At 33.7% G+C, this 19997-nt stretch carries 15 protein-coding genes; 10 read left to right on the top strand and 5 right to left on the bottom strand.

Annotated features, from left to right (window positions below):
- Positions 1-14: 14 nt before the first annotated feature.
- Complete coding sequence (locus I583_RS13940) at positions 15-302, bottom strand: hypothetical protein (RefSeq protein ID WP_010762059.1); 288 nt, start codon at positions 300-302, stop codon at positions 15-17.
- Positions 303-942: 640 nt separating this feature from the next.
- Here I583_RS13940 and I583_RS13935 point away from each other — a divergent pair.
- The 3 genes from I583_RS13935 (at position 943) to I583_RS13925 (ending at position 3752) form a co-directional block, all read left to right on the top strand.
- Entirely contained in the window at positions 943-1872 is a 930-nt protein-coding gene (locus I583_RS13935) for a helix-turn-helix transcriptional regulator (protein ID WP_010762058.1), read from the top strand.
- Positions 1873-2265: 393 nt separating this feature from the next.
- Positions 2266-3198 (top strand): alpha/beta fold hydrolase, encoded by a 933-nt coding sequence (locus I583_RS13930; RefSeq protein ID WP_010762057.1) that lies wholly within the window; start codon positions 2266-2268, stop codon positions 3196-3198.
- A complete protein-coding gene (locus tag I583_RS13925; protein ID WP_010762056.1) occupies positions 3195-3752 on the top strand; it encodes a YdeI/OmpD-associated family protein in 558 nt (185 codons plus the stop codon). Before I583_RS13930 ends, I583_RS13925 begins: the two co-directional genes overlap by 4 nt.
- A 212-nt stretch (positions 3753-3964) precedes the next feature.
- Here the strand turns inward: I583_RS13925 and I583_RS13920 are convergent, their stop codons facing one another.
- On the bottom strand, positions 3965-6601 hold the full coding sequence (locus I583_RS13920; RefSeq protein WP_010762055.1) for a YfhO family protein: 2637 nt from the start codon (positions 6599-6601) through the stop codon (positions 3965-3967).
- A 203-nt stretch (positions 6602-6804) separates the two neighbouring features.
- Between I583_RS13920 and I583_RS13915 the strand changes: the two genes are divergently transcribed.
- Positions 6805-7815, top strand: coding sequence for a choloylglycine hydrolase family protein (locus I583_RS13915; protein WP_010762054.1), 1011 nt, complete (start codon positions 6805-6807; stop codon positions 7813-7815).
- Positions 7816-7873: 58 nt separating this feature from the next.
- Here the strand turns inward: I583_RS13915 and hisJ are convergent, their stop codons facing one another.
- The 3 genes from hisJ to I583_RS13900 are packed head-to-tail and all read right to left on the bottom strand — an operon-like array spanning position 7874 to position 10834.
- The gene (gene hisJ, locus I583_RS13910) at positions 7874-8701 is read right to left on the bottom strand and encodes a histidinol-phosphatase HisJ (RefSeq protein ID WP_010762053.1); all 828 of its coding nucleotides are present in this window, start codon (positions 8699-8701) and stop codon (positions 7874-7876) included.
- A 42-nt stretch (positions 8702-8743) separates the two neighbouring features.
- Entirely contained in the window at positions 8744-10054 is a 1311-nt protein-coding gene (locus I583_RS13905) for a sensor histidine kinase (RefSeq protein WP_010762052.1), read from the bottom strand.
- 30 nt (positions 10055-10084) lie between these two features.
- Positions 10085-10834 (bottom strand): LytR/AlgR family response regulator transcription factor, encoded by a 750-nt coding sequence (locus I583_RS13900; RefSeq protein ID WP_010762051.1) that lies wholly within the window; start codon positions 10832-10834, stop codon positions 10085-10087.
- Positions 10835-12130: 1296 nt separating this feature from the next.
- Here I583_RS13900 and I583_RS16335 point away from each other — a divergent pair.
- From I583_RS16335 to I583_RS17155, 6 genes are all read left to right on the top strand, one after another.
- Positions 12131-15382: a MucBP domain-containing protein gene (locus tag I583_RS16335; protein ID WP_010762050.1), complete on the top strand. Its 3252-nt coding sequence runs from the start codon at positions 12131-12133 to the stop codon at positions 15380-15382.
- 555 nt (positions 15383-15937) lie between these two features.
- Positions 15938-17053 carry a tyrosine-type recombinase/integrase gene (locus tag I583_RS13890; protein WP_010762049.1) on the top strand — a complete coding sequence of 372 codons (1116 nt, stop codon included), beginning with the start codon at positions 15938-15940 and terminating at the stop codon, positions 17051-17053.
- A 166-nt stretch (positions 17054-17219) separates the two neighbouring features.
- On the top strand, positions 17220-17939 hold the full coding sequence (locus I583_RS13885; RefSeq protein WP_010762048.1) for a winged helix-turn-helix domain-containing protein: 720 nt from the start codon (positions 17220-17222) through the stop codon (positions 17937-17939).
- Positions 17940-18168: 229 nt separating this feature from the next.
- Positions 18169-18579, top strand: a complete 411-nt coding sequence (locus tag I583_RS17030; protein ID WP_244264886.1) for a hypothetical protein — start codon at positions 18169-18171, stop codon at positions 18577-18579.
- Between the two features lie 36 nt (positions 18580-18615).
- Positions 18616-19686 carry a WxLIP family cell surface protein gene (locus I583_RS13875; protein ID WP_010762046.1) on the top strand — a complete coding sequence of 357 codons (1071 nt, stop codon included), beginning with the start codon at positions 18616-18618 and terminating at the stop codon, positions 19684-19686.
- 15 nt (positions 19687-19701) lie between these two features.
- Positions 19702-19926: a hypothetical protein gene (locus I583_RS17155; RefSeq protein ID WP_010762045.1), complete on the top strand. Its 225-nt coding sequence runs from the start codon at positions 19702-19704 to the stop codon at positions 19924-19926.
- The last annotated feature ends 71 nt before the right edge of the window (positions 19927-19997 follow it).

Below are 19997 nucleotides of genomic sequence, written 5' to 3'. Positions count from 1 at the left end.
TATAAGAGCTCCCACTATAAAAATTCAGTCATCATAAAATAGAAAATAGTAGCGAATAAAAATAAAATATATGAACTAACAACCATTCTGTTCAACTGTACATTTTTCCATTTGTTAGAGTATGTTTTTTGGAAAGTAATGATCAACATAGATAGTGTAATTATAGTTACTAAAATATGTCTGAAATTAAAAAACATATTCCAATGAGGAGACAGTGTTGTTATTTGTATTCTTGGTAGAAAATAATAAACTACGATCGCTAAATTAGTCCCGAAAACAGAAATATATCTTTTGTTAGTCATAACATTACCTCCACTTCTAATTTATTAAATTAATGTTATTATGAAAGCGCTGTATTTTCAATGCAACTTTTCCATGTATAAAGATGAATCAGAAAATTTGGTGTAATTTAATCAAGGTATATAAGCCTTTTATTGCGAACGGACGTTTCTTTCTACATAGGTAGACATATAAGTTAAATGTACTACCAAAAAATCGTAAATAGAATTCCTGTTATAATGATGTTGATTAGACATACTCATAAGGGGAAATTTATCTATGACTTCATACATGTACTTTACTACTCGTGAACGAGAAAAGCTATTTTTATATTACGATTCTGGCTGTTATCTCCATAGGATAGGGCGCTTAATTAAGAAGAATGCTTTAAAATTTAGATCGTATTCACCTTCGCTATCACAAAAATAAACAGAATTAATGTTATCAAGACTAAACAATAAGGATGTATCATAATTGTGTGACTACGCTTAGGAATTAGTATCTTCACAAGTTTAAATCTTGGTCTATTGAGACAATTTACTCAAGGTGAAATAGCTATTTTTCTGAAATTTGTTCTAAAAAGAAACATTTAAACAATCAATAAAATATTTGATTAATTACTCTTACTACATATTAAAGAAATATATTTTTAAGGAGAACAAGATGAAAATAGAACGTATGTTAACCATTATTGTGATGTTACTTAATAGAAATCGTGTAACAGCCAATGAATTGGCTGAGAAATTTGAAGTGTCGGTCCGGACTATTTACCGAGATATCGAAACAATCAATCTAGCTGGTATTCCCATCATTTCGCATTCTGGAAACAATGGTGGATTCAGCATTTATGAGAGTTATAAATTAAATCATCAAGTGTTGACTCTTAATAATCTGTCTTCCCTTCTGTCTGTTCTCAAGGATATTAATTCTACAGTTGACGATATTGAGTTAGAATCAACCATAGAAAAACTACAAAATATCGTTCCTGAAAACAAGGTAGATCATCTAAAGCTGCACATGGAACAAATCATCATTGATTTACATCCTTATGGAGACACGCCTGACCAAAAAACTTTAGTTAAGACAATCAGAAAAGCTATTACAGAGACTGAATTACTGACGATTGATTACAGGAATTATGATAATATCGTCAGTAAAAGACAAGTTGAACCTATGTCACTCGTATTTAAAAATTATACTTGGTATTTATTTGCTTATTGTCTTTTAAAAGAAGACTTCAGAATATTTAGAGTTTCTCGTATAAGTGATTTTCACCTTGATAATCAATCATTCAAACGTCGAGAAAAATCCTATCATGAGATTACGGCATTATTAAATGAGCAAACAACCATGACAACAATTGTCTTGAAAGTTTCCCCTAAAATGAAGTCTCGTGTAGAGGATGTTTTTAATAAAGAAGACATTGAGGTGTTAGAAACAGGGGAACTTCTTGTTACAGCGACTTTTCCCGATAAAGAATGGTTGTTCTCACTTATATTTAGTTTTGGAGAACATATAGAGATCTTAGCACCAAAAGAAATGCGCCAAACAATGGCCTCTAAACTCAAATTGATGGCTGAAAAATATCATTAAGTTTGTTTCTCAAACCTGACAGACTGCTGTCAAACCTCCGTGATAATATTGTTTTTGTAAGACAGTTTTATTTTAATTATCTAGCTTTGTAGGTCAGGTCTTCAGAAAAAAGATAAATTCCGATTGTGACAAAAAACGTCGCCCTTAGATTTTCCTATTTTTCAGTCAGAACTGAACGAGCCTGCTCAGCTTTTAATGTTATCTAGTTACATGGGCTAGCCACTACGCTATGCTTCGATCTCAACAATTCCTAAGAGCTAAAGCTCTAAGGATTGAAGGTCTCAGAAAAAAGATAAAAATGGAGTGAGACAAAAAGCGTCTCAATTAATTTTTCCTATTTTTCAGTTGAAGTTAAACGAGCCCGTTCCGCTTTTATATTTAGGAGGATGTTAAATGACAAACAATTATGAATTTCCCACACCAACACTTATCTCAGTTAATGATGTGGAGCTAGAGGTTTTTGAAGCTGGACAAAAAAATGGGGGGCAGCCTATCGTTCTCTGCCACGGCTGGCCTGAGCATGCCTATTCTTGGAGACATCAAGTGATGCCTCTTGTAGAAGCAGGTTATCACGTGATTATTCCTAATCAACGCGGGTATGGAGAATCTTCTTGTCCAAAAGAAGTCACAAAATATGATATTGAACATTTAACGGGCGATCTTGTAGCGTTATTGGATTACTATGAGTACAAAGATGCCATTTTTATGGGTCATGATTGGGGCGCAAGCGTTGTTTGGAGTATGGCTTTGCTACATCCAGAACGTGTTCGTAAAATGATTAACTTATGCTTACCCTACCAAATTCGTGGAGAGAAACCTTGGATTGATTTCATGGAAGAATTTTTTGGAGATGAGTACTATTTTGTTCATTTTAACAAACAACCAGGTGTTGCAGATGCTATTTTAGACGAAAATACATCCCAATTTCTTCAGAACTTATATCGGAAAAACGTGCCAGTTCAAGGTCCTGCTGAAGGGATGGAAATGATTAATCTGGCTAAAGCAAGCCAGCCGTTAGGTGAACCTGTTATGAGCGATGAAGATCTTTCTGTTTATATCTCAGGCTTCAAGAAGACAGGTTTCACGCCAAGCATCAATTGGTACAGAAATTTAAATCGTAATTGGGATTTATTAGCTGATGTATCTCCTATTCTTCATCAACCAACATTGATGGTTGATGGCGAGAAAGACAGTATTCCGCCGCTTCCAAACATAAAAGACTTTGTACCTAATATAGATGTTGAGAGTTTAAATGCTGGTCATTGGATTCAAGAAGAAAGACCTAATGAGCTCAATCAAATAATTTTGGAATGGCTGGAAAAATGAGTGAAATACTATTCTTCAGTAATCAAACGGAATTTATTGATTGGTTGGCTAGTCATCACCAAACAGCTAGTGAAATATGGGTAGTTTTTTTTAAGAAAAAGACTAATAAAGCAAGCCTCACTTGGCCTGAATCAGTGGATTGCGCACTGTCATTTGGTTGGATTGATGGGATACGAAAAACAGTTGATGAAGATCGCTATAAAATTCGCTTTACTCCACGTAAGCCTAATAGTCTCTGGAGTAAAGTGAATGTGCAAAAGGTGCATAAACTGATAGCACTTAATCAAATGAGACCTGAGGGATTGGCTGTTTTCAATCAAAGGAATGATCTAACTGGTTATTCTTCAGCCCATAGGAACGCTACTCTTTCAAAAGAATATGAAGATGAAATTAGAAAAAACTCAAGTTCTTGGGAATTTTTCAATCAACTTCCGCCTTCTTACAGAAGAGATTCTATTTGGTGGGTAATGAGTGCAAAAAAAGAAGACACTAGACTAAGAAGATTGCATCGATTAATTGTTTCATGGGAAGAGGGAAAGATGTTAAGACCCTAGATTTTTTATTTGTTCTTTTTCTCATTTACTCTCAAGCAATATTATGTCTGTTCCAAGCAATAGCAAATATACCAGAAAAAAAACAGTCTCTATAAAAAAAGAAGTGAGTGGGACATAACTCTTCGAGTCATATCCCACTCACCTGGAATCCGAATAAACTGCAGGAGCAGAAGCAATTCCTTCTTGCCCCATCCTCTTCACAAAAAATCGATTTAACGTTTTCGACGCTTACGCTTATTCGGTTTTACTAACGCCAATTTTGGCTTGTTCGTAAATCGTACATAGACCACAAAACCACCAATACAAACGATAAACAAAATCACACCAGGCACAAATCCTTCTGGCAGATAAACAAATTCAATTGTATGTTCACCTTGCGTTACAGGAATACTAACGAAGGCTTTTTTAAACGACTTAACGGGTACTTTCTTACCGTCAACATAAGCTTTCCATCCCTTGTCATAAGGAATCGTTGTTAAAAGGACTTGATCTTTTTCTGCTTTCACAGTTCCAACCGCTTTACGTCCTTTAGCTGTTAAATCAGCTCCTTTATCTTGGATTGCTTGAACGGAACTTTCAAAGGCTTTTGTATCTAATCCAACAACTTTTGGCTCCATAAAGCTGACTGCTGTTGTGCCATAGAAGCTGACCGTAAACGTAACGCTAGTTGGCTTATCGTAGTAACCAATATTGTAGTATTGACCAGTAATATTGATTTGTGATTTTTGACTTGTCCCATTTACAGACATTGTGGCAGTTGAACTTTCTAATTGCCCAAAATCTGTTGGGAACAGGCTCAGATAGGCTTGCGTATTTGCAGGTACATCAACTGTCCAAGTCAGATCTTTTGCAACGTTATTTTGTAGTTCCTTATATGTCACAGAACCGGCATTTTGTTCGATTTTGACATTCTTTTTATCAATCAGTGTTGGTTGATAAAACTTGAAGTAATTTTCTTTTTGTCCAGCTAATGCATTGAATAATTCAGTTTGGCTACTTAAATTATCATTGGCTGGCTGTTTGACTTTATAGATATCTTCATCTGCTAAAAAGCCTAGAGGTAGCGCATTGCTGTTTTCGTAAAGTGAAAATTTTCCCGCTTTATCTGTTGGGAAAAAGCCGAATTTCAATGGATCACTTTCAGAAATATTGTATTTGATGCCAACGAGCGAATCCATCAATAGGGTATTATTTGGATAGCGAATATTCAAACCAGTTCCTCTAGAACGGAAACCTAAGTCATTCAGATAAGAAGAGGAATGACGATTTCTAATGGAAGAAAATAAGCTAACACCGCTGTAACCGTAATTGATACTATCATTAGAGGAAACTGGATTTAAGTTCTCCAAACGATAAAATTCGTCATTTTCTTTTTTCGTCTTATCCACTAGTTTTTTGATCGATGGATATGGTTCTGAGTAAAGACTGCGTGAAGCATAGTTCCAATCCTTTAAAATTCCTTTTAGCATCGAGTTGGTATTAATAAACGCTTCAGTTGAAACAAGCAATAACAGTAAGATGATCAGATAATGCATGGGTATTTTCTTCAATTGATAAAAAATGATTCCGGCAAGATACAGGAGTAAAAACAAAGCTGTGATAACAAATGCTGAAATCGGAATATAGTCATAACTTGTCGTACTTTTTGTCCCTTCAGCCAATGCAAAAATCGCAATCAGCATGATCGTAGAACCAGCTAGCAACCCTAAATCATCGGTTTTGAATTTCTCAAAGCCATACCCCGCTAGTAGCACCACTAAGAAAGAAAAGAGGAAACTATAACGGAACAAGAACATATTCGGTGCATGCATTCCGTGCCAGAATAAATTTAGTGGCGTGATATAAAAGCTAGCAATTAAAATGATAAACAGGCTACCAAATAGAAGCTTGTTTTTCTTAGGAATTTCTTTTGTGATAAAGTAAAAAACACAGAATATCAAAGGAAGCAGCCCCACATAGATAAAGGGAATCGAGCCGTACTTGGTCGTGTCATAGACACCGATCATATTTTTCATGACAATATCCCAAAAAGCAGTTGCTTCGGTTTTGAATTGGGTTACTTGAGACAAAGTTTCACCGTTTGCTCGTAAATCAAGGACCGCTGGTAATACTAAAATCATCGAAGCGCCGCCTGCTAACAGAGAGGTGATTCCATAAGGTAGGATACGCTTTTTGTAACTTTTCCAGTTCGTCAACATTCGAGCCACAAAATATAGGAAAGAGAAAACACCGATCATAAAGCCCATATAGAAATTGGAAATAAATAATAGCAAGTAACTTACAAATAAAAGAGTTGGTTTTCGTTTATCCATCAGTCGATGAATCCCTAAAATAACTAGTGGCAAGTAAGTAAACGCGTCTAACCACATAATAATTTCTGAATGAGCTGTAGCAAATGACATCAAGGCATACGGAACACTAAGCATGACATGGCCCCATTTTGGTATCTTGTAGGTATTTCTAGCAAACACCCAAAAAGCCAAGCCAGCAGAACCAATTTTCAGCAGTGTAATCAAATACAGTGCATCCGGAATATTTTGGTTTTTAAAGAAGATCACCAGTGGTGTAAATAGTCCCCCAAGATAATAGGAAATCAGCGAGAGATAATTTAATCCAAGTGATGCATTCCAAGTATAAAAAATACTTTGTTTACCATGCAGCACATTGTTGAAACTAGCATGGAAATTGGAAAATTGTGAAAAGGAGTCACTTGCCATCACACTTCGGCTACTGCCAGGATAAATGCCAATACTTAAATAAATAATGACCATTATAAAAAAAGGAATGAAAAAGCTGGCGGTCATATAAGGCCAGTTTTCTTTAGTAAATGCTTGTATTTTTTTCTTCATAATCAACCTCACAACGTAATAAATAGAATATATATAGTTTAGCATATCCATTGAAAAATTGATTGTCAGAAAGAAAAAATTAAAGAAAATCGAAAGGTTTCGATCTGGATAAAATTGAAAAATAATTTTGATTAGTCGTTTTTATAATAACATGTGTATAATATATAGTATAAAACGATCTTTATAGAAAGTAAGGGATAACCATGTGTACAGGGATAAGTTTGAAATCACTAGAAGGAAGTCATTATTTAGGCAGAACACAAGAATACAATATTGAGTTTGATTACGTTGGGGTCCAAATTCCTAAAAACTTTAACATTACGGAAAGCATTGAAAAATGGCAAACGCTTTATTCAGTATTAGGGATGGGGATAAAGGAAAACCAACAAACCGTTGCTCAAAGTGTGGTCGATGGTGTCAACGAATGGGGACTTGGCGGAATCACACAATATTTTGCAGAGTTTAATCAATATTCAACCGTTGAAGAAATTAAAAAAGCTGGAAAATTACCACTAATAGCGGAGCAATTCGTCTGTTGGGTGTTAGCTAATTGTAAGGATACACAAGAAGTAGAAGAAAAGATTTCAACACTGGCAATTGCTGATCTTTCAATGAACGGCAAAGCGCCAGGATTGCCACAACATTTTATGTTTACGGATGCTGCTGGTCGCACAATCGTTGTTGAACCATCAATAAAACTAGGATTTGTTGTATACGAAAATCCAATTGGCGTAATGACCAACAGCCCTAAGTTTGATTGGCATATGACCAATCTAGAAAACTATACAGGATTGTCTGATGTAAATGTAAAAGATGCAATGTTCCACGATCATAAAGTCTTATCTGCTGGTAAGGGATCGGGCATGCATGGTATTCCTGGAGATTACACTGCCACTTCACGCTTTGTTCGAGCAGCATATTTGTTAAAATTTAGTGACCCAGTTGGGGAAAATGCCATTATCAATAAAGCTTTTCATATTTTATCCACATCTGATATTGTCAAAGGCGTAGTCAAATTAGATGAGCCAAAAGGAGAAGACCGACAATATACACAATATACTTCTATTTACGATTTAAGTAAGAGACAGATGTACGTTAAGCTGTATGATAATTTTACGATTCAAACGATTCATTTTGATGAAACAGTAGGAAATGATGATCAGATCAAGATTTATGAGCTAGTGAAAACACCGCAATATGAAGCCTTGAATTAAAAAGAATATAAAAAATACTAAGATCATTGAGGTAATTACTCAACGGATCTTAGTATTTTTAAAGCCATTTCTCGATTTTTTCATATCCCTGTCCCACATCAGCCAAAGCATGAGTATCTGATCCATAAACTAATGGAATTCCTAATGCGTTCGCTTTTTTAGTTATCCACACCTGTGGATAAGTCTGTTGATAACCTTGTTTATAAAATCCAGCTGTGTTTAAATCTAAGCTGTATTTTTCCTGTTGCACACGTGTTAAAAGGGTGTGGACAAGTGCTATATTTTCAGAAGGATAATCAACCGATTGATCAAAGAAACGTTCGAATTTTTGGCATAAAGAAATATGTCCCAAGCGTGTAGGTTTAAAAGGGCCTAAATCTGCTTCTAAAGAGGCTAAAACCTTTTGATAGTAACGTTTTTGAGCCTTTTCAAAACTACCTAAATAATCAACAACACCTGTCTGATACTCTTCAAAAGAGTAGTCGATTCCGTGTAATCCATCTTTGCCCTCAAGAAAATGCACCGATAAAATCCCGTCATCGGTTTGTGGTCCGTATTCAGCTAAAAAATCACGAGTCCAGCCTTCAAATTCTGAAAAATAATCCAATTCAAACCCAATGTGAATAATGATGTCAGAAGCATACTTTTTTCGGAGTTCATTCATTCTTTTGAAATAGTTATCCACATCATTTAGAGCCATGGAAGCAGTTGTCCACACGTTAGGATCTCCTATAGACAGTTTTTCTATGCCTTTGGGTAAAGGTGCATGTTCTGTGATGCTATATTCTTTAAATCCAAGGCTGATTGCACGCTGGATCAGTAGTTCAGTATCTTCGACTTTTCCATGTGGACAAAATTCTGTGTGGGTGTGACCATCACGTTTCATGATAAAACCTCCTGCATTGTGTATAAGGTAATAAACAAAAAATTACTCCTCTTTTTGAGGTAATGCAAACTTAGCAGCGAAAAAATTATTTTCCTGAGTAAATGAATAAGATGTTTTGCGATATTGTTTTAACAACTTAATAAAAATATGCAGACCTTTTCCTTGATGGTCTTTTTTAGTTGTGAAATTATTTTTGAGAATTTTTTCAATTGAAATAGAATGATCAGTTCTATTTTTAACTTCTACAAAAATAGAATGATCTCTTTGTTCAATGGTTACCTTAATCAAAGGATTGGTCACTTCTAAAGAAGCTTCTAATGCATTATCTAAAAGAATTGAGAGGCAGCGAATAAAGTCAAGTAAATTAATGGTTATATCTAAATAAGAAATATTTTGGCTGATCAAAAATTGAATGGGGACATTGTTTTTTAAACAATTTTCAGAAAAAGTAATTAAGATACCTTGAACAGGAGGGATATTTATAGTAGAAATTTGAGAAAAATAATCCGCTTCAATAAAAGTATTAGAGTATTCCGTAATAGAAGATAGGTATTTTTTTGCTTCATCAATCTGATTCTCATTGAGGTAAGTATTTAAACTCAAAAGGATATTACGATAATCATGTTTAAATTCATTTGCTAAGGAAATTTTTTCTGTTTCTTGTGTTAATTTTTTTGCCAAAAAAGAAACTTGTTGTTGTTGTTGGTAGGAATGACTGATCATATATACGATGTAGCAAAAGATACTGCTTAACGATAGTAAAATAATCGTAAGAAAAAAATATTGTTCAATTCTAAATTTAAGAAAATCAGCTTGCAGAATAATTTGTCTGATAGCGGTCAAAGACACCAACAAAATAAAACAAAGAATAGACTGTAGAACATACCTTTTTTGTAGGTGAGAAATAGAAGTGAAAATATTATATCTAATCGATATTTTTTTGGCGATTACAATAAAAGTAAAAAGTAATATTTGCTGTAAAATTATCGCTATAGGCCTATAAAAATCAAGTTGCTGGTAAGAAATAACGTCAGTTGTCGACAAAATATAAGCTGGATCCCAAGGGATAGCCCAAGAACCTATCACAATAGTATTTTGTAAGAGAGTATAAAGTGCAGCTAATGTCCAACTTTTTAAGGAGTAGATAATGAAAAAAAATTGAATAATCATAAATGGAGCAAATAAATATATCGAAATCTTCCCTCCGATTAAATAGTTCATTAGGACTTGGAAGATAATAAAGCTAGTCAAGAAAATTGTTTGGTTGAAGCTGAAATATTTTTTATATCCTACGAACCAACAAACCTCTAAATAGTTTAGTGTAAATAAAAGTGCTAATAAAGATATGTCCATTGCAATACTCCTCTCGTGTTCGAGAGATAGCTACAGAGCTTTTCTTAATTTATCTATTATTCTTTTTCCTACTTCTAATTCACTTCCATCATCAAACATAATGATGCCAGTTGCACGTTCCAATGAAAAAATATGATTAAGATTAATGATATAAGATTTCAATTCAGTGTATAAGTAAGTAGAATCTGCAGTCTCTCTCAACTTGTTAATGGTTCCTTCAACAACCTGTTCAGAATTTTCCGTATGAATCACGACCATATTTCTTACTCCAGGCATAGATTTAATATATAATATTTCATTGTATTTCACGAAAATAATCTGTCCAAAATTTTTAAAAGAAAGATAACTATCCTTATCTTGCACTCGCTGGAGAATTTCCTGCTTGATGGAATAAAAAGCTTCTTCTAAAATATGTGAATCTAAGCTAGGACCTTTTACAAGATAAGACATGGCATGGATTTGATGATTGATGATGTCAATCCCTTTGTCATCTGAATTAGTCAGAAAAAGAATAAAGGCTTTTTGGTTGTGTTCTCTGATTTTTTTTGCGATGTCAATTCCAGAATAATATGTTTGTAAATCAATATCTAGAAGAAAGATATCATTATCATTGATAGTAAGCACGTTTAACGAACTAAAAAAAACTTCTTGTTCTTCAACAGGAATGATTTCTACAGAGAAGGAATCGGTGAAAAAATGTAAGGAAGCCAAAATTTCTTGAAGTTTTTTTCTATACATGAAATCATCATCAATTATATAAATAGTCATTGTTTTCGACATATTCTCACCTCATATTCTATCGTTAGATTTTTACTTATGTATTTTAGGATAAAATTCAAAAAAAACAGGAAAAGCATATGTAAGCGTTCTAAAGAAATTCTTATAAAATTTTACTTTAGTATAGTTTATATAGGAAAAATAAAAACTTGAAAAAGAAACAAATTTTCATACATATTATATCAAAAAAAAGAAAAAAAGAAAGGTGTAAAGGATTAACGATGAACATGTGTGTATATCCTTATGCTGATGTTGATTCGTTTAACTATGAGTGAATAATATTAAGAAAATACACAGTACATTTAATTCGTATAAAATTTATTTTTAAAAATAATTAATACTTGTAGAGTATCAGCTTCAAAAGCAGAGGGACGCGAATATTCGTGACTCACGGGCATATTTGCCATTAAAAGAGGAGATCTTAACAGGACATCTGATAGTTGAAAACTCTTAGAGAACGAAATGAAAAACACAGCTCTTAAAACCAATAAGAGGTGTGTTTTTATAAGTAAATTTCAATTAAACAATAGCAAAGAAGACGTGAATACGTCAATCTAATTAGCATTCTATCTATGTTATGAAAAACAATTTAATAAGAACAAAGCAGATATTTTTTTCTCAGAATTAGTTATTATAAGAAGAAGATTATCTATACATATTGTTATTAAAAATTTTTTTATGAGTGATTTCTTTCATTTTAATACAGAAACGAAGAAAAGTCCATAATAATAAAACGAAAGTTTTTTAATTTCATTCCTTTTTATTGGTTAAATAAATGAAAAAAATTGACATAATTCTTCTTATCCTCATTTGTAACCGTCAATCATACCGTCAATGACTAAACAAAGATTTTATTACATAAAAATAGGATAACACCAAATAGTTTAGCATTCAAGCTCATTATAAGACTTATGAGCATCTCTTTAGCAAAGACCAAAACAAAAGTGATCGCGGTCACGGATGTACATTCGAAACCGTCAAAAAAAGGGTCAGATCAGGTAAAAAAACCATTATTGTAAGGCATAGAGAGCTTTTTTCTTATAATAACTAATTCTGAGAAAAATAGTAATAGAAATCAAGTATTTTCTATCTATAGTATAGCAAATAAAAATACAACATGACAATTTAAACATTGGTATGGCTATATCATTTTCTCTTTTATCTACGTTAAAGATAAAAGGGCAAGTATTGGATTAGTTTTTATGACGCCTTTTTACTACATATAATAGTATTGAAGAAAACGGTTTTTGATAAAATTTTCTCTTTCCGTAAAGAGAGGTTATGTTAGGAGAGTAAAAAATGAAGAATAAAAAACTAGTATTACTGAGTATGCTGCTATTGATTGCCAGTGCTTATATCTTCGTGATGAATGGAAATACAAAAAAATTATCGGCGCAGGAAACAATAAAAGTCGAGGAAGAAAAAGTAATATCTAGCCCAATAGCAACGAGAACTGCTCAGAGTGATCTATTAACCAAATTAAAGGATGGCTGGGTAGAACTTCCAGTAGGCTCTACAGAAGGAGTGATTGAAAATCCTGTTAATCATTCGAAAATAGGTTTCGGGGGGCGCGGGCTTGATACTGGCACGATTCAAAATGAAGGGTATGGAGTAGTAGACGCTACCGGAAAAACTCCGTTATCCGAGGCACCCGTTTATGTACCTTACGAAAATAGTAATAAGCTATATAAAAGATCAAAACCGTTGGCTCCATTTGCCACTGAAGGAATAGGAGACAATTGGCAAAAATTGCCAGGAAATACTTTTTGGAAAAAAGGAAATACGTTGAGAGAAATTATAGTTGATGAAGCAAGAAGCGTCATATTTGTTTATGATCTAGCTATGGAAGCGAATCTAAATTTTAATGTAAAATTTTCGATGTATAATACGTCTAATCAAAATAAGAAATTTTCAATTGTAGAATCAATACCTCTTTCTTATAGCGGAATGGGTGAAACTTCTATAAGAACGTTAGGTAACAATCAAGGGTTTTATCAAACCAAAGATGGATTACGAATGACCTTTAAGCTTAGAAATGACAAAGGTGCATGGTTTTCAGACTTTACAAGGTATGTTGTTGGGAGTGGTGGGGCCGGAGGTATTGGTTCAGCCTTGGGTAACAGATTAATTTTAGATAGTTGGTTCAAAGATGATTTTTCTGTACGTGGTAATGAAGCAACTACTGCAACCCCTGATCAGATAATTTATAGCAACAGTCATCTTGACCCATATGCTCATTTTGGTGCTCCTCCTAAGATGATTGCCCCAGGGGAAGCAATGGTTGTTAGTCATGAATTGTTTATAGGAGATGAAATTCCTTACATGGAAATAGCTTTAACACCAGATGAATTTAATGTATATGAAGATCATACTGACTTTTCAGGTAATTATATACTCTCAAAAATTCCAACTATTGGAGATCAAGGAATTGTTAAATTTTCGTACCCTGATGGTTCAGAGGAAGACAAAGATTATTTAGGGAACGATACCAAAGAGAGTTTGGGAACATTTAAAATCCCTAGAACAAGCTTACCAAAGGTATTGAATGACGATACTGAGGAAATTAAGACCTATTATACTGATGTGCTGGCAACTAACACAAAATCGTCAGCTGGGGTGGTCGGCCTTGTCTCACAAGAGTACTCTATTCCAATCAATGTCTACAAATTTGGTGCAAAACCACTGGCACAATTGATAAAAAAAGGAACTGCATTTACCAAAAAGGCAGAAGAATTAGTTGAGAAACCAGGTATATTGCCTGGTCATACTGTATCGTATTCATACGAAGGAGCACTTCCAGATACAACAACTATAGGCTACAAATTTGCTAATGTACGTATGACAGATACAACAATACAGCCCAATAAAACGACCATAATTAAAGTTCCTTTTCAAGTTGCAGATGTACTTCCGACACCAGGCTCTTTGCATATAGGGGCTAAGGATTTTCAAGAGATGACGACCGCATTTGAAGGAATAACTGCAGAGCAAGTGAATGAAAAAATTCTAGCACTTTCTGAATCAGCTGCTTGGGATGCGGACACGGGGTCAGGTGTTGGAATCGATTTGGCAGTGGAATCCACCACATTGGTACCCAATCCAGGGCCAGGAAAGTATACAGCCAGACTAAATGCTAAGCTGGCAGGCACTTTAAAGCAAGCTACGAAAGATATTAGTATCACTATCTTACAAGAGCAAAATGTGAAAGTAGCTTTTGTGGACGGAGCTGGAACTGCTTTACACGATTCTATCACGTTTAGAGGCTTGGTGGGCTCAACTCTAGATCTCACAAAAGAAGCGACAGTTCAAGATGCCTTGGTGGCGGTCGACAAGAAGTATTATGACTTAGTAACTTCTCCAACGCCAGAGACAGGTATTACCATAGATTCAACAGAAAAAACAATAACGTACACGTTTAAAAAAAGGAAACAAGAAGTGAGGGTACGTTTTATTGATGAGAACCAAAAAACAATTAAAGCTGGACGTATTCTATCTGGTGAAATAGGGAGTACTATTAATGTTGCTGCTAATGCATCTGTAATAAAGAACTTAGCTGATCTTAAAGCTGACCATTATGAACTTATGAAAGTACCAGAGAACGAGACCGCTGTTTTGGTAGAGCCAGAGCTTAAAATTGTCTACTATGAGTTTAAAAAAATCGAGCAAAATTTAAAAGTGGCTTTTATAGACAACGTTGGGACTGTTTTACATGATGTTGTTACCTTAAAGGGGCCAATAGCTTCAACCAAGGACCTCACCAAAGAAGCCACCGTGCAAACAGTCGTAGAAGAAGTGAAAAAGAAGGATTATGATCTAGTGACGTCTCCAATGCCAGAGACAGGGATTACTATAGATCCAGAGGAAAAAACAGTAACCTACACATTTAAAAAAAGTCAAGGAATATTAAAAGTCACTTTTTTGAATGAAGGGAAAGAATCAATTGAAGAGCCGATTATCATCACGGAAACTATAGGAACGGTGGTTAACCTAGCCACAAATATAGATGTACAAGCTAAGCTTAAAAAGTTAAAGGACCAACATTTTGAATTTGTGCAATCCCCTGTTAACGAGACATCAGAAGTCATAAAAAGCGGGGAGCGGTCTGTTTCATATGAATTTAAGGGGATGCTTTTTGTAAAATCATTTCCTTCAAAGTTAGATTTTGGGAATAAATATATGATACGTCCATTTATCAAGGGGGAACAACCTAAATACGATATGCCTTTAGTTGTTGCGGATAATAGAGCGAATAAAACAGCTTGGACATTAACCGCAACTTTAGAAGATTCATTAAGAAGTGTAGAGAGTCCAAGTGAAGTTTTACCAAGAGCCCTTGCGTATAAAGTGAAGAATAAAGAGAAACAATACTTACTGAAAGGGGAAACTCTTCCTATCGAGATGGGGACAGCAATGTCTACAGGGATATATAATATTAGTGATAAGTGGAAGACTAGTAACACAGGTTTACAGTTAGAGGTATTTTCTAGAGAGATTATACAAAAAGGAAATTATAAAACATCGATATTATGGCAGATGGGTTCCACACCATAAATGGATAGACGTTAAAAAACCAAGTAGAGTAATAATAGCTACTTGGTTTTTCTATAGCACTGAATTATTGGCTTTCAAATAAAACTGTCTATTTTTGAGAGAAAGGGTAGATGGATATTTTCTTTATACAAAAAAGAAAAAGTGGAAACAATATGTAAAACGAAATTAAAATATATGGATATATTATTTAAATTTAAAATATAAAAAACAGTAAAGTGAAATGTAAGCGCTCCAACGAAACACGTAGATATTTTATTTTAAGTATAGTATGTGTATAAGTAAAACGGTGGAACGAGAAATTCTAGACACTTTTTTCTCAGAATTAACCCTTCTAAGAAAAAAGTATTCTCGACTTATTGTCGTGATCTAGCGATTTATAACAGCTTTATTCCATTTTAGTATAAAAAAAGAGAAAAGTCCATAACAAAAAAACGAATGTTTTCTAATTATTTTCTTTATATTATGAGAATAAAACGAAAAAAGTAAGATAATACGTTTGTTTTACAGTTTGTAACCGTCAATTATACCGTCAACGACCAAAGGAGGATTTCAATTATGACTAAAAAAGGCGAAAACATTTACAAGCGAAAAGATGGCCGTTGGGAAGGGCGCTATCGTAAAGCGAGAAATGAGCAAGGAAAAATTGTCTATGGCTACATTTATGGTCAAAAATACGGGGAAGTTAAGCAAGAATTAGAACGACTAAAAGCTCAGTATACTCTTCCAAAACACAACACAACTCTCTTTCAAGGGAGTGTGGAGGAATGGCTTAATTATTGGTTAAATCATTTGATTGTTCGGCAAATTAAGCAATCAACCTATGCGGCCTATCGAATAAAAATGGACAAACATATCATACCTTATATAGGAAAGAAAAAATTACTTCAAATCAGAAATAAAGAGGTCAACGAATTGTTGATTCATTTATCTGATAAAGGATTAAGTCTGACGACGATACATAACGTTTTGACAATCTTTAAAAGTTCAATGAACAAAGCCTATTCTGAAAAAGTAATCTTCGAAAACCCTTGTGCTGGCGTCATGTTACCAACGATTCGAAAAAAAGAAATCGCCATTTTAACACGAGAACAGCAGCAAAAATTAGAAAGAATCGCCCTGCAAGACATAGATTGTTCACCAATCATTATCGCTTTGTATACAGGGATGCGCATCGGAGAAATCGGCGGTTTGACTTGGTCAGATATTAATCTGGAAAGTAAAATCATTCACGTTGTGCGCACGATCCAGCGGGTTTCAGTAACTGAAAAAACAGCAAAGACAGAAATTATTTTTGATCTGCCAAAATCGAAAAGTTCTGTTCGGAAAATCCCCATTGCCAATAATTTATTAACCTATTTAACGAAAAAAAAAGCGGAGGCAGTTAGTGCGTATGTAATCAATCATAAAAATTCATATGCGGAGCCTAGATTGATCAATTATCGGTTTAAAAAAACTATGTTAAAAGCAGGAATCGAGCCTATACATTTTCACGCGTTACGGCATACTTTTGCGACTCGCTGTATTGAGAACGGAATTGATATCGCTACATTAAGTAGCTTATTGGGGCATCAATCAATCAAGCTAACCTTAGATACTTATGCCAGCTCTTTGTGGGAAACAAGAGAAAAAGCAATATCTGTTATTGATGCACAATTAAACTTAGAGTATTAACCGTCAAAAAAAACGTCAACTTGAAAACAAACTCGCTTGTTGTAAGGCATAGAAACTTTTCTTCTTATAAGGGTTAATTCTGAGAAAAATAAAAATAGAAATTCAATCATTTTTCTACCTCGTAGTATAACAAAAAACAATAAAACATGAAAGGAGGAAGGATTTAATGAAAAATATAGGTTTATATCATTTCGAAAATCCCTCTTCATTATATATAGATGTACTTAAAGAAAAAAAATATACACTTTTACCGTTGGAAAAATATACAACTGAAGCAAAGCAGACAAAACTAGAAGCCATCATCCTCGATCATTCAGGAGAAAGTCTAGGAGAATCTGTTGAACAAATTAGTGAAATGCTTTTTACTATTAAAAAAAGTGAGGTGCCATTTGTATTTATTTTACTACGAGAAAGCACCCAGGTTGAACGTTTAATTTACTTACAATTGGGCGCAACAATTGTATTCGACCAACATATAAAACCTCGTGAATTTGGGGAAATCATTTCTAATGTGCTTCATCAAAGAACGAAATCTGACCAACTGATGATACAAGAAAAAGAAGAGAAACAAATTCAATTAAATGACTACAATCATTCTATATGTTTAGAAAACGGAAATGAAATTTCTTTAACCCGCCTTGAGTACAGATTAGTTAGTTATTTAAATGACAAACAAGGAAAAGGTGCAACCTATGAAGAGATTTATAAGGTTTTATGGGATAAAGAGATAGAAAATAAACGTTATCAAGTAGCTAATTTAGTGTTTCACATAAGAACTAAAATAGAAGAGAACACTGCGAAACCGAAATACTTAAAGACTATCCGTACAATCGGCTATGCTCTTGTACATGAAAGTACGCAAAAAAATAATAAAGGAATGAACTAATAAGATGGACACCACAGCTACAAGTAACAGAAAAAACAAATGGCGTTTCTATTCTATCCAAGCGATCTTGAGCATAAGTTGGATCGGGTACTTGATAAAGTTTTATACCTTCTACGAAGAAGCTTACTTTTTTTTGGATAAACGATTATCACTATTCCTACAACTACTATCGTTTTTACATGACAATTGGATGGAGTCGTTCATTTACTTCATAGTAAGTTTCATTTTAATGTCAATTACTTTATTTTTTACTTATTTAGTCTATTTAGTAGATAAAAAAGATCAACGTTATAAAGGAATCGTTCAATTGTTTTTAGTTATAAATTTAATTAGCTGTTTATCTTTAATTTTCAATGTAGCTGGAATTGTTTTCTTCATTTTATTTGTTTTAGCTGCAAGTTTAGTTTATATCATATCGATTCTAGCAGCGATTGGTTATCGTAAGGAAGAGATCGACTATGAAGAGGGAGAAGTAATTGAAATTAAAGGCCCGTTTGAGACAGAAGAACAGGCTATAAAAGTAGCAGTTGATTTTATCACTCAATGGCAAGAAAAAGAAAAATTGATATTAGGTGAAGAAATATATAGAGAAGATAGTGAATATTATGCAAGTATTTACATCGAAACAATAAAAAAATAGAATTTTAACCTATTTTAATAAGGAGAAATCAAAATCTTGATAAAGAAAAACAAAATATTATATGTCGTATTATTTATGAGTTTGTTCTTATGGTTATTTCCAGATAAATCGTTTGCTGATGAAAGTTCCAATTTAGGTTATACAGTTTCAGCAGTTCTTAATGGGAAACAAATCGATCCAGAAAAAAGTTATTTTTATATCCAAACAGTTCCGGAAGAAGAACAATTATTAAAAGTAAAAGTGAAAAGCACGCAAAAAGAGCCAATCAAATTAAAGTTGTACACTACAGATGCATTTACAGGAGACAGCGGAACAATCGAATATACAGAGAATAAAAAAATGCTTGATACAACTCTTCATGACCCTATCAGTAAGATTGTTACTGTAGAAACACCAAGTTTAACAGTTGAAAACTTTGAAGAGAAGGAAGCTGTTTTTAAACTTACCCCACCTAGTGAAAATTACAAAGGGGTAAAGATGGGAGCTCTCGTATTTGAGGTGGACGGTGAAGAAAGTGAAGAGCAAGTTTCTAGCAAATTCTCTTATAGGATTGGATTGATAACATCTGAAACTGGTGATGACTACAAAGATTCTAAAACATTGAACTTAATAGATGCAAAGTCAACATTGAAACGTGGAAAGAAAATGATTTTAACGACGTTACAGAACCCTGAACCCAAAATGATATCTAATTTAGAGATTGTTGCAGATGTCAAAGCAAAAGATAGTGAGACGATATTAAAGAAAAAGAAAGTTGAAAATTACATGATGGCGCCAAATAGTCATTTTGATTTTGAGATGGATTGGGGCACGGGTACTGTTCGAGCAGGCACATATATCGTAACGATGAGTGCGAATGACGGGTACAGTGATTGGAAATTCGAGAAAGAATTTACGATTACAAGTGATCAAGCGAAATCAATGAATGAAAATAGCGGTTTTAGAATCATAACGCCAACATGGATAAAAATTGTAACAATCCTAATTTTAGTTGTGATAGGAATCATTATTGTAATGATTCTCGTTAGAAAAAAGAACATGGAGATAGAGTGGAAACGAAGAAGAGAAAAAAGAAAGAAAAAAAGAAATCAAAATAAGAAGATTTGAAAGTGAGTGAAACAAATGATTGATTATTTATGGATGTTAATACTGGGGGCCGCCGCCATTATCTCATTGTTCTTTTTCTTAATGACGTTATCGAAAGATGTGTTCTTAATAAAAAAATTAAGGAAAAAGAAATCTAAATTAATATTGAACTTTAGTCTTCTCTTTATAACATTGACTAGTTTAGGCTTGATTGCGTATCTATTTACTTTATTAAGAGATCAAATCGAACTTCTACAATAACAAATTAGCGAATGAACAACTTATAACAATAACTATCGTCAATCGTATACTTAAAATATCAAAGGACGGTA

This window comes from Enterococcus haemoperoxidus ATCC BAA-382, assembly GCF_000407165.1.
Taxonomy (GTDB): domain Bacteria; phylum Bacillota; class Bacilli; order Lactobacillales; family Enterococcaceae; genus Enterococcus_L; species Enterococcus_L haemoperoxidus.
This window is presented reverse-complemented; position numbering and strand designations above follow the sequence as displayed.

Coding starts and splice junctions, on each gene's coding strand:
- I583_RS13920 (WP_010762055.1), bottom strand. CDS start 6,601: ATGAAGAAAAAAATACAAGCATTTACTAAAGAAAACTGGCCTTATATG.
- I583_RS13885 (WP_010762048.1), top strand. CDS start 17,220: ATGAAAAATATAGGTTTATATCATTTCGAAAATCCCTCTTCATTATAT.
- hisJ (WP_010762053.1), bottom strand. CDS start 8,701: ATGAAACGTGATGGTCACACCCACACAGAATTTTGTCCACATGGAAAA.
- I583_RS17155 (WP_010762045.1), top strand. CDS start 19,702: ATGATTGATTATTTATGGATGTTAATACTGGGGGCCGCCGCCATTATC.
- I583_RS13915 (WP_010762054.1), top strand. CDS start 6,805: ATGTGTACAGGGATAAGTTTGAAATCACTAGAAGGAAGTCATTATTTA.
- I583_RS13935 (WP_010762058.1), top strand. CDS start 943: ATGAAAATAGAACGTATGTTAACCATTATTGTGATGTTACTTAATAGA.
- I583_RS17030 (WP_244264886.1), top strand. CDS start 18,169: ATGTCAATTACTTTATTTTTTACTTATTTAGTCTATTTAGTAGATAAA.
- I583_RS13905 (WP_010762052.1), bottom strand. CDS start 10,054: ATGGACATATCTTTATTAGCACTTTTATTTACACTAAACTATTTAGAG.
- I583_RS13925 (WP_010762056.1), top strand. CDS start 3,195: ATGAGTGAAATACTATTCTTCAGTAATCAAACGGAATTTATTGATTGG.
- I583_RS13890 (WP_010762049.1), top strand. CDS start 15,938: ATGACTAAAAAAGGCGAAAACATTTACAAGCGAAAAGATGGCCGTTGG.
- I583_RS13930 (WP_010762057.1), top strand. CDS start 2,266: ATGACAAACAATTATGAATTTCCCACACCAACACTTATCTCAGTTAAT.
- I583_RS13940 (WP_010762059.1), bottom strand. CDS start 302: ATGACTAACAAAAGATATATTTCTGTTTTCGGGACTAATTTAGCGATC.
- I583_RS13900 (WP_010762051.1), bottom strand. CDS start 10,834: ATGTCGAAAACAATGACTATTTATATAATTGATGATGATTTCATGTAT.
- I583_RS16335 (WP_010762050.1), top strand. CDS start 12,131: ATGAAGAATAAAAAACTAGTATTACTGAGTATGCTGCTATTGATTGCC.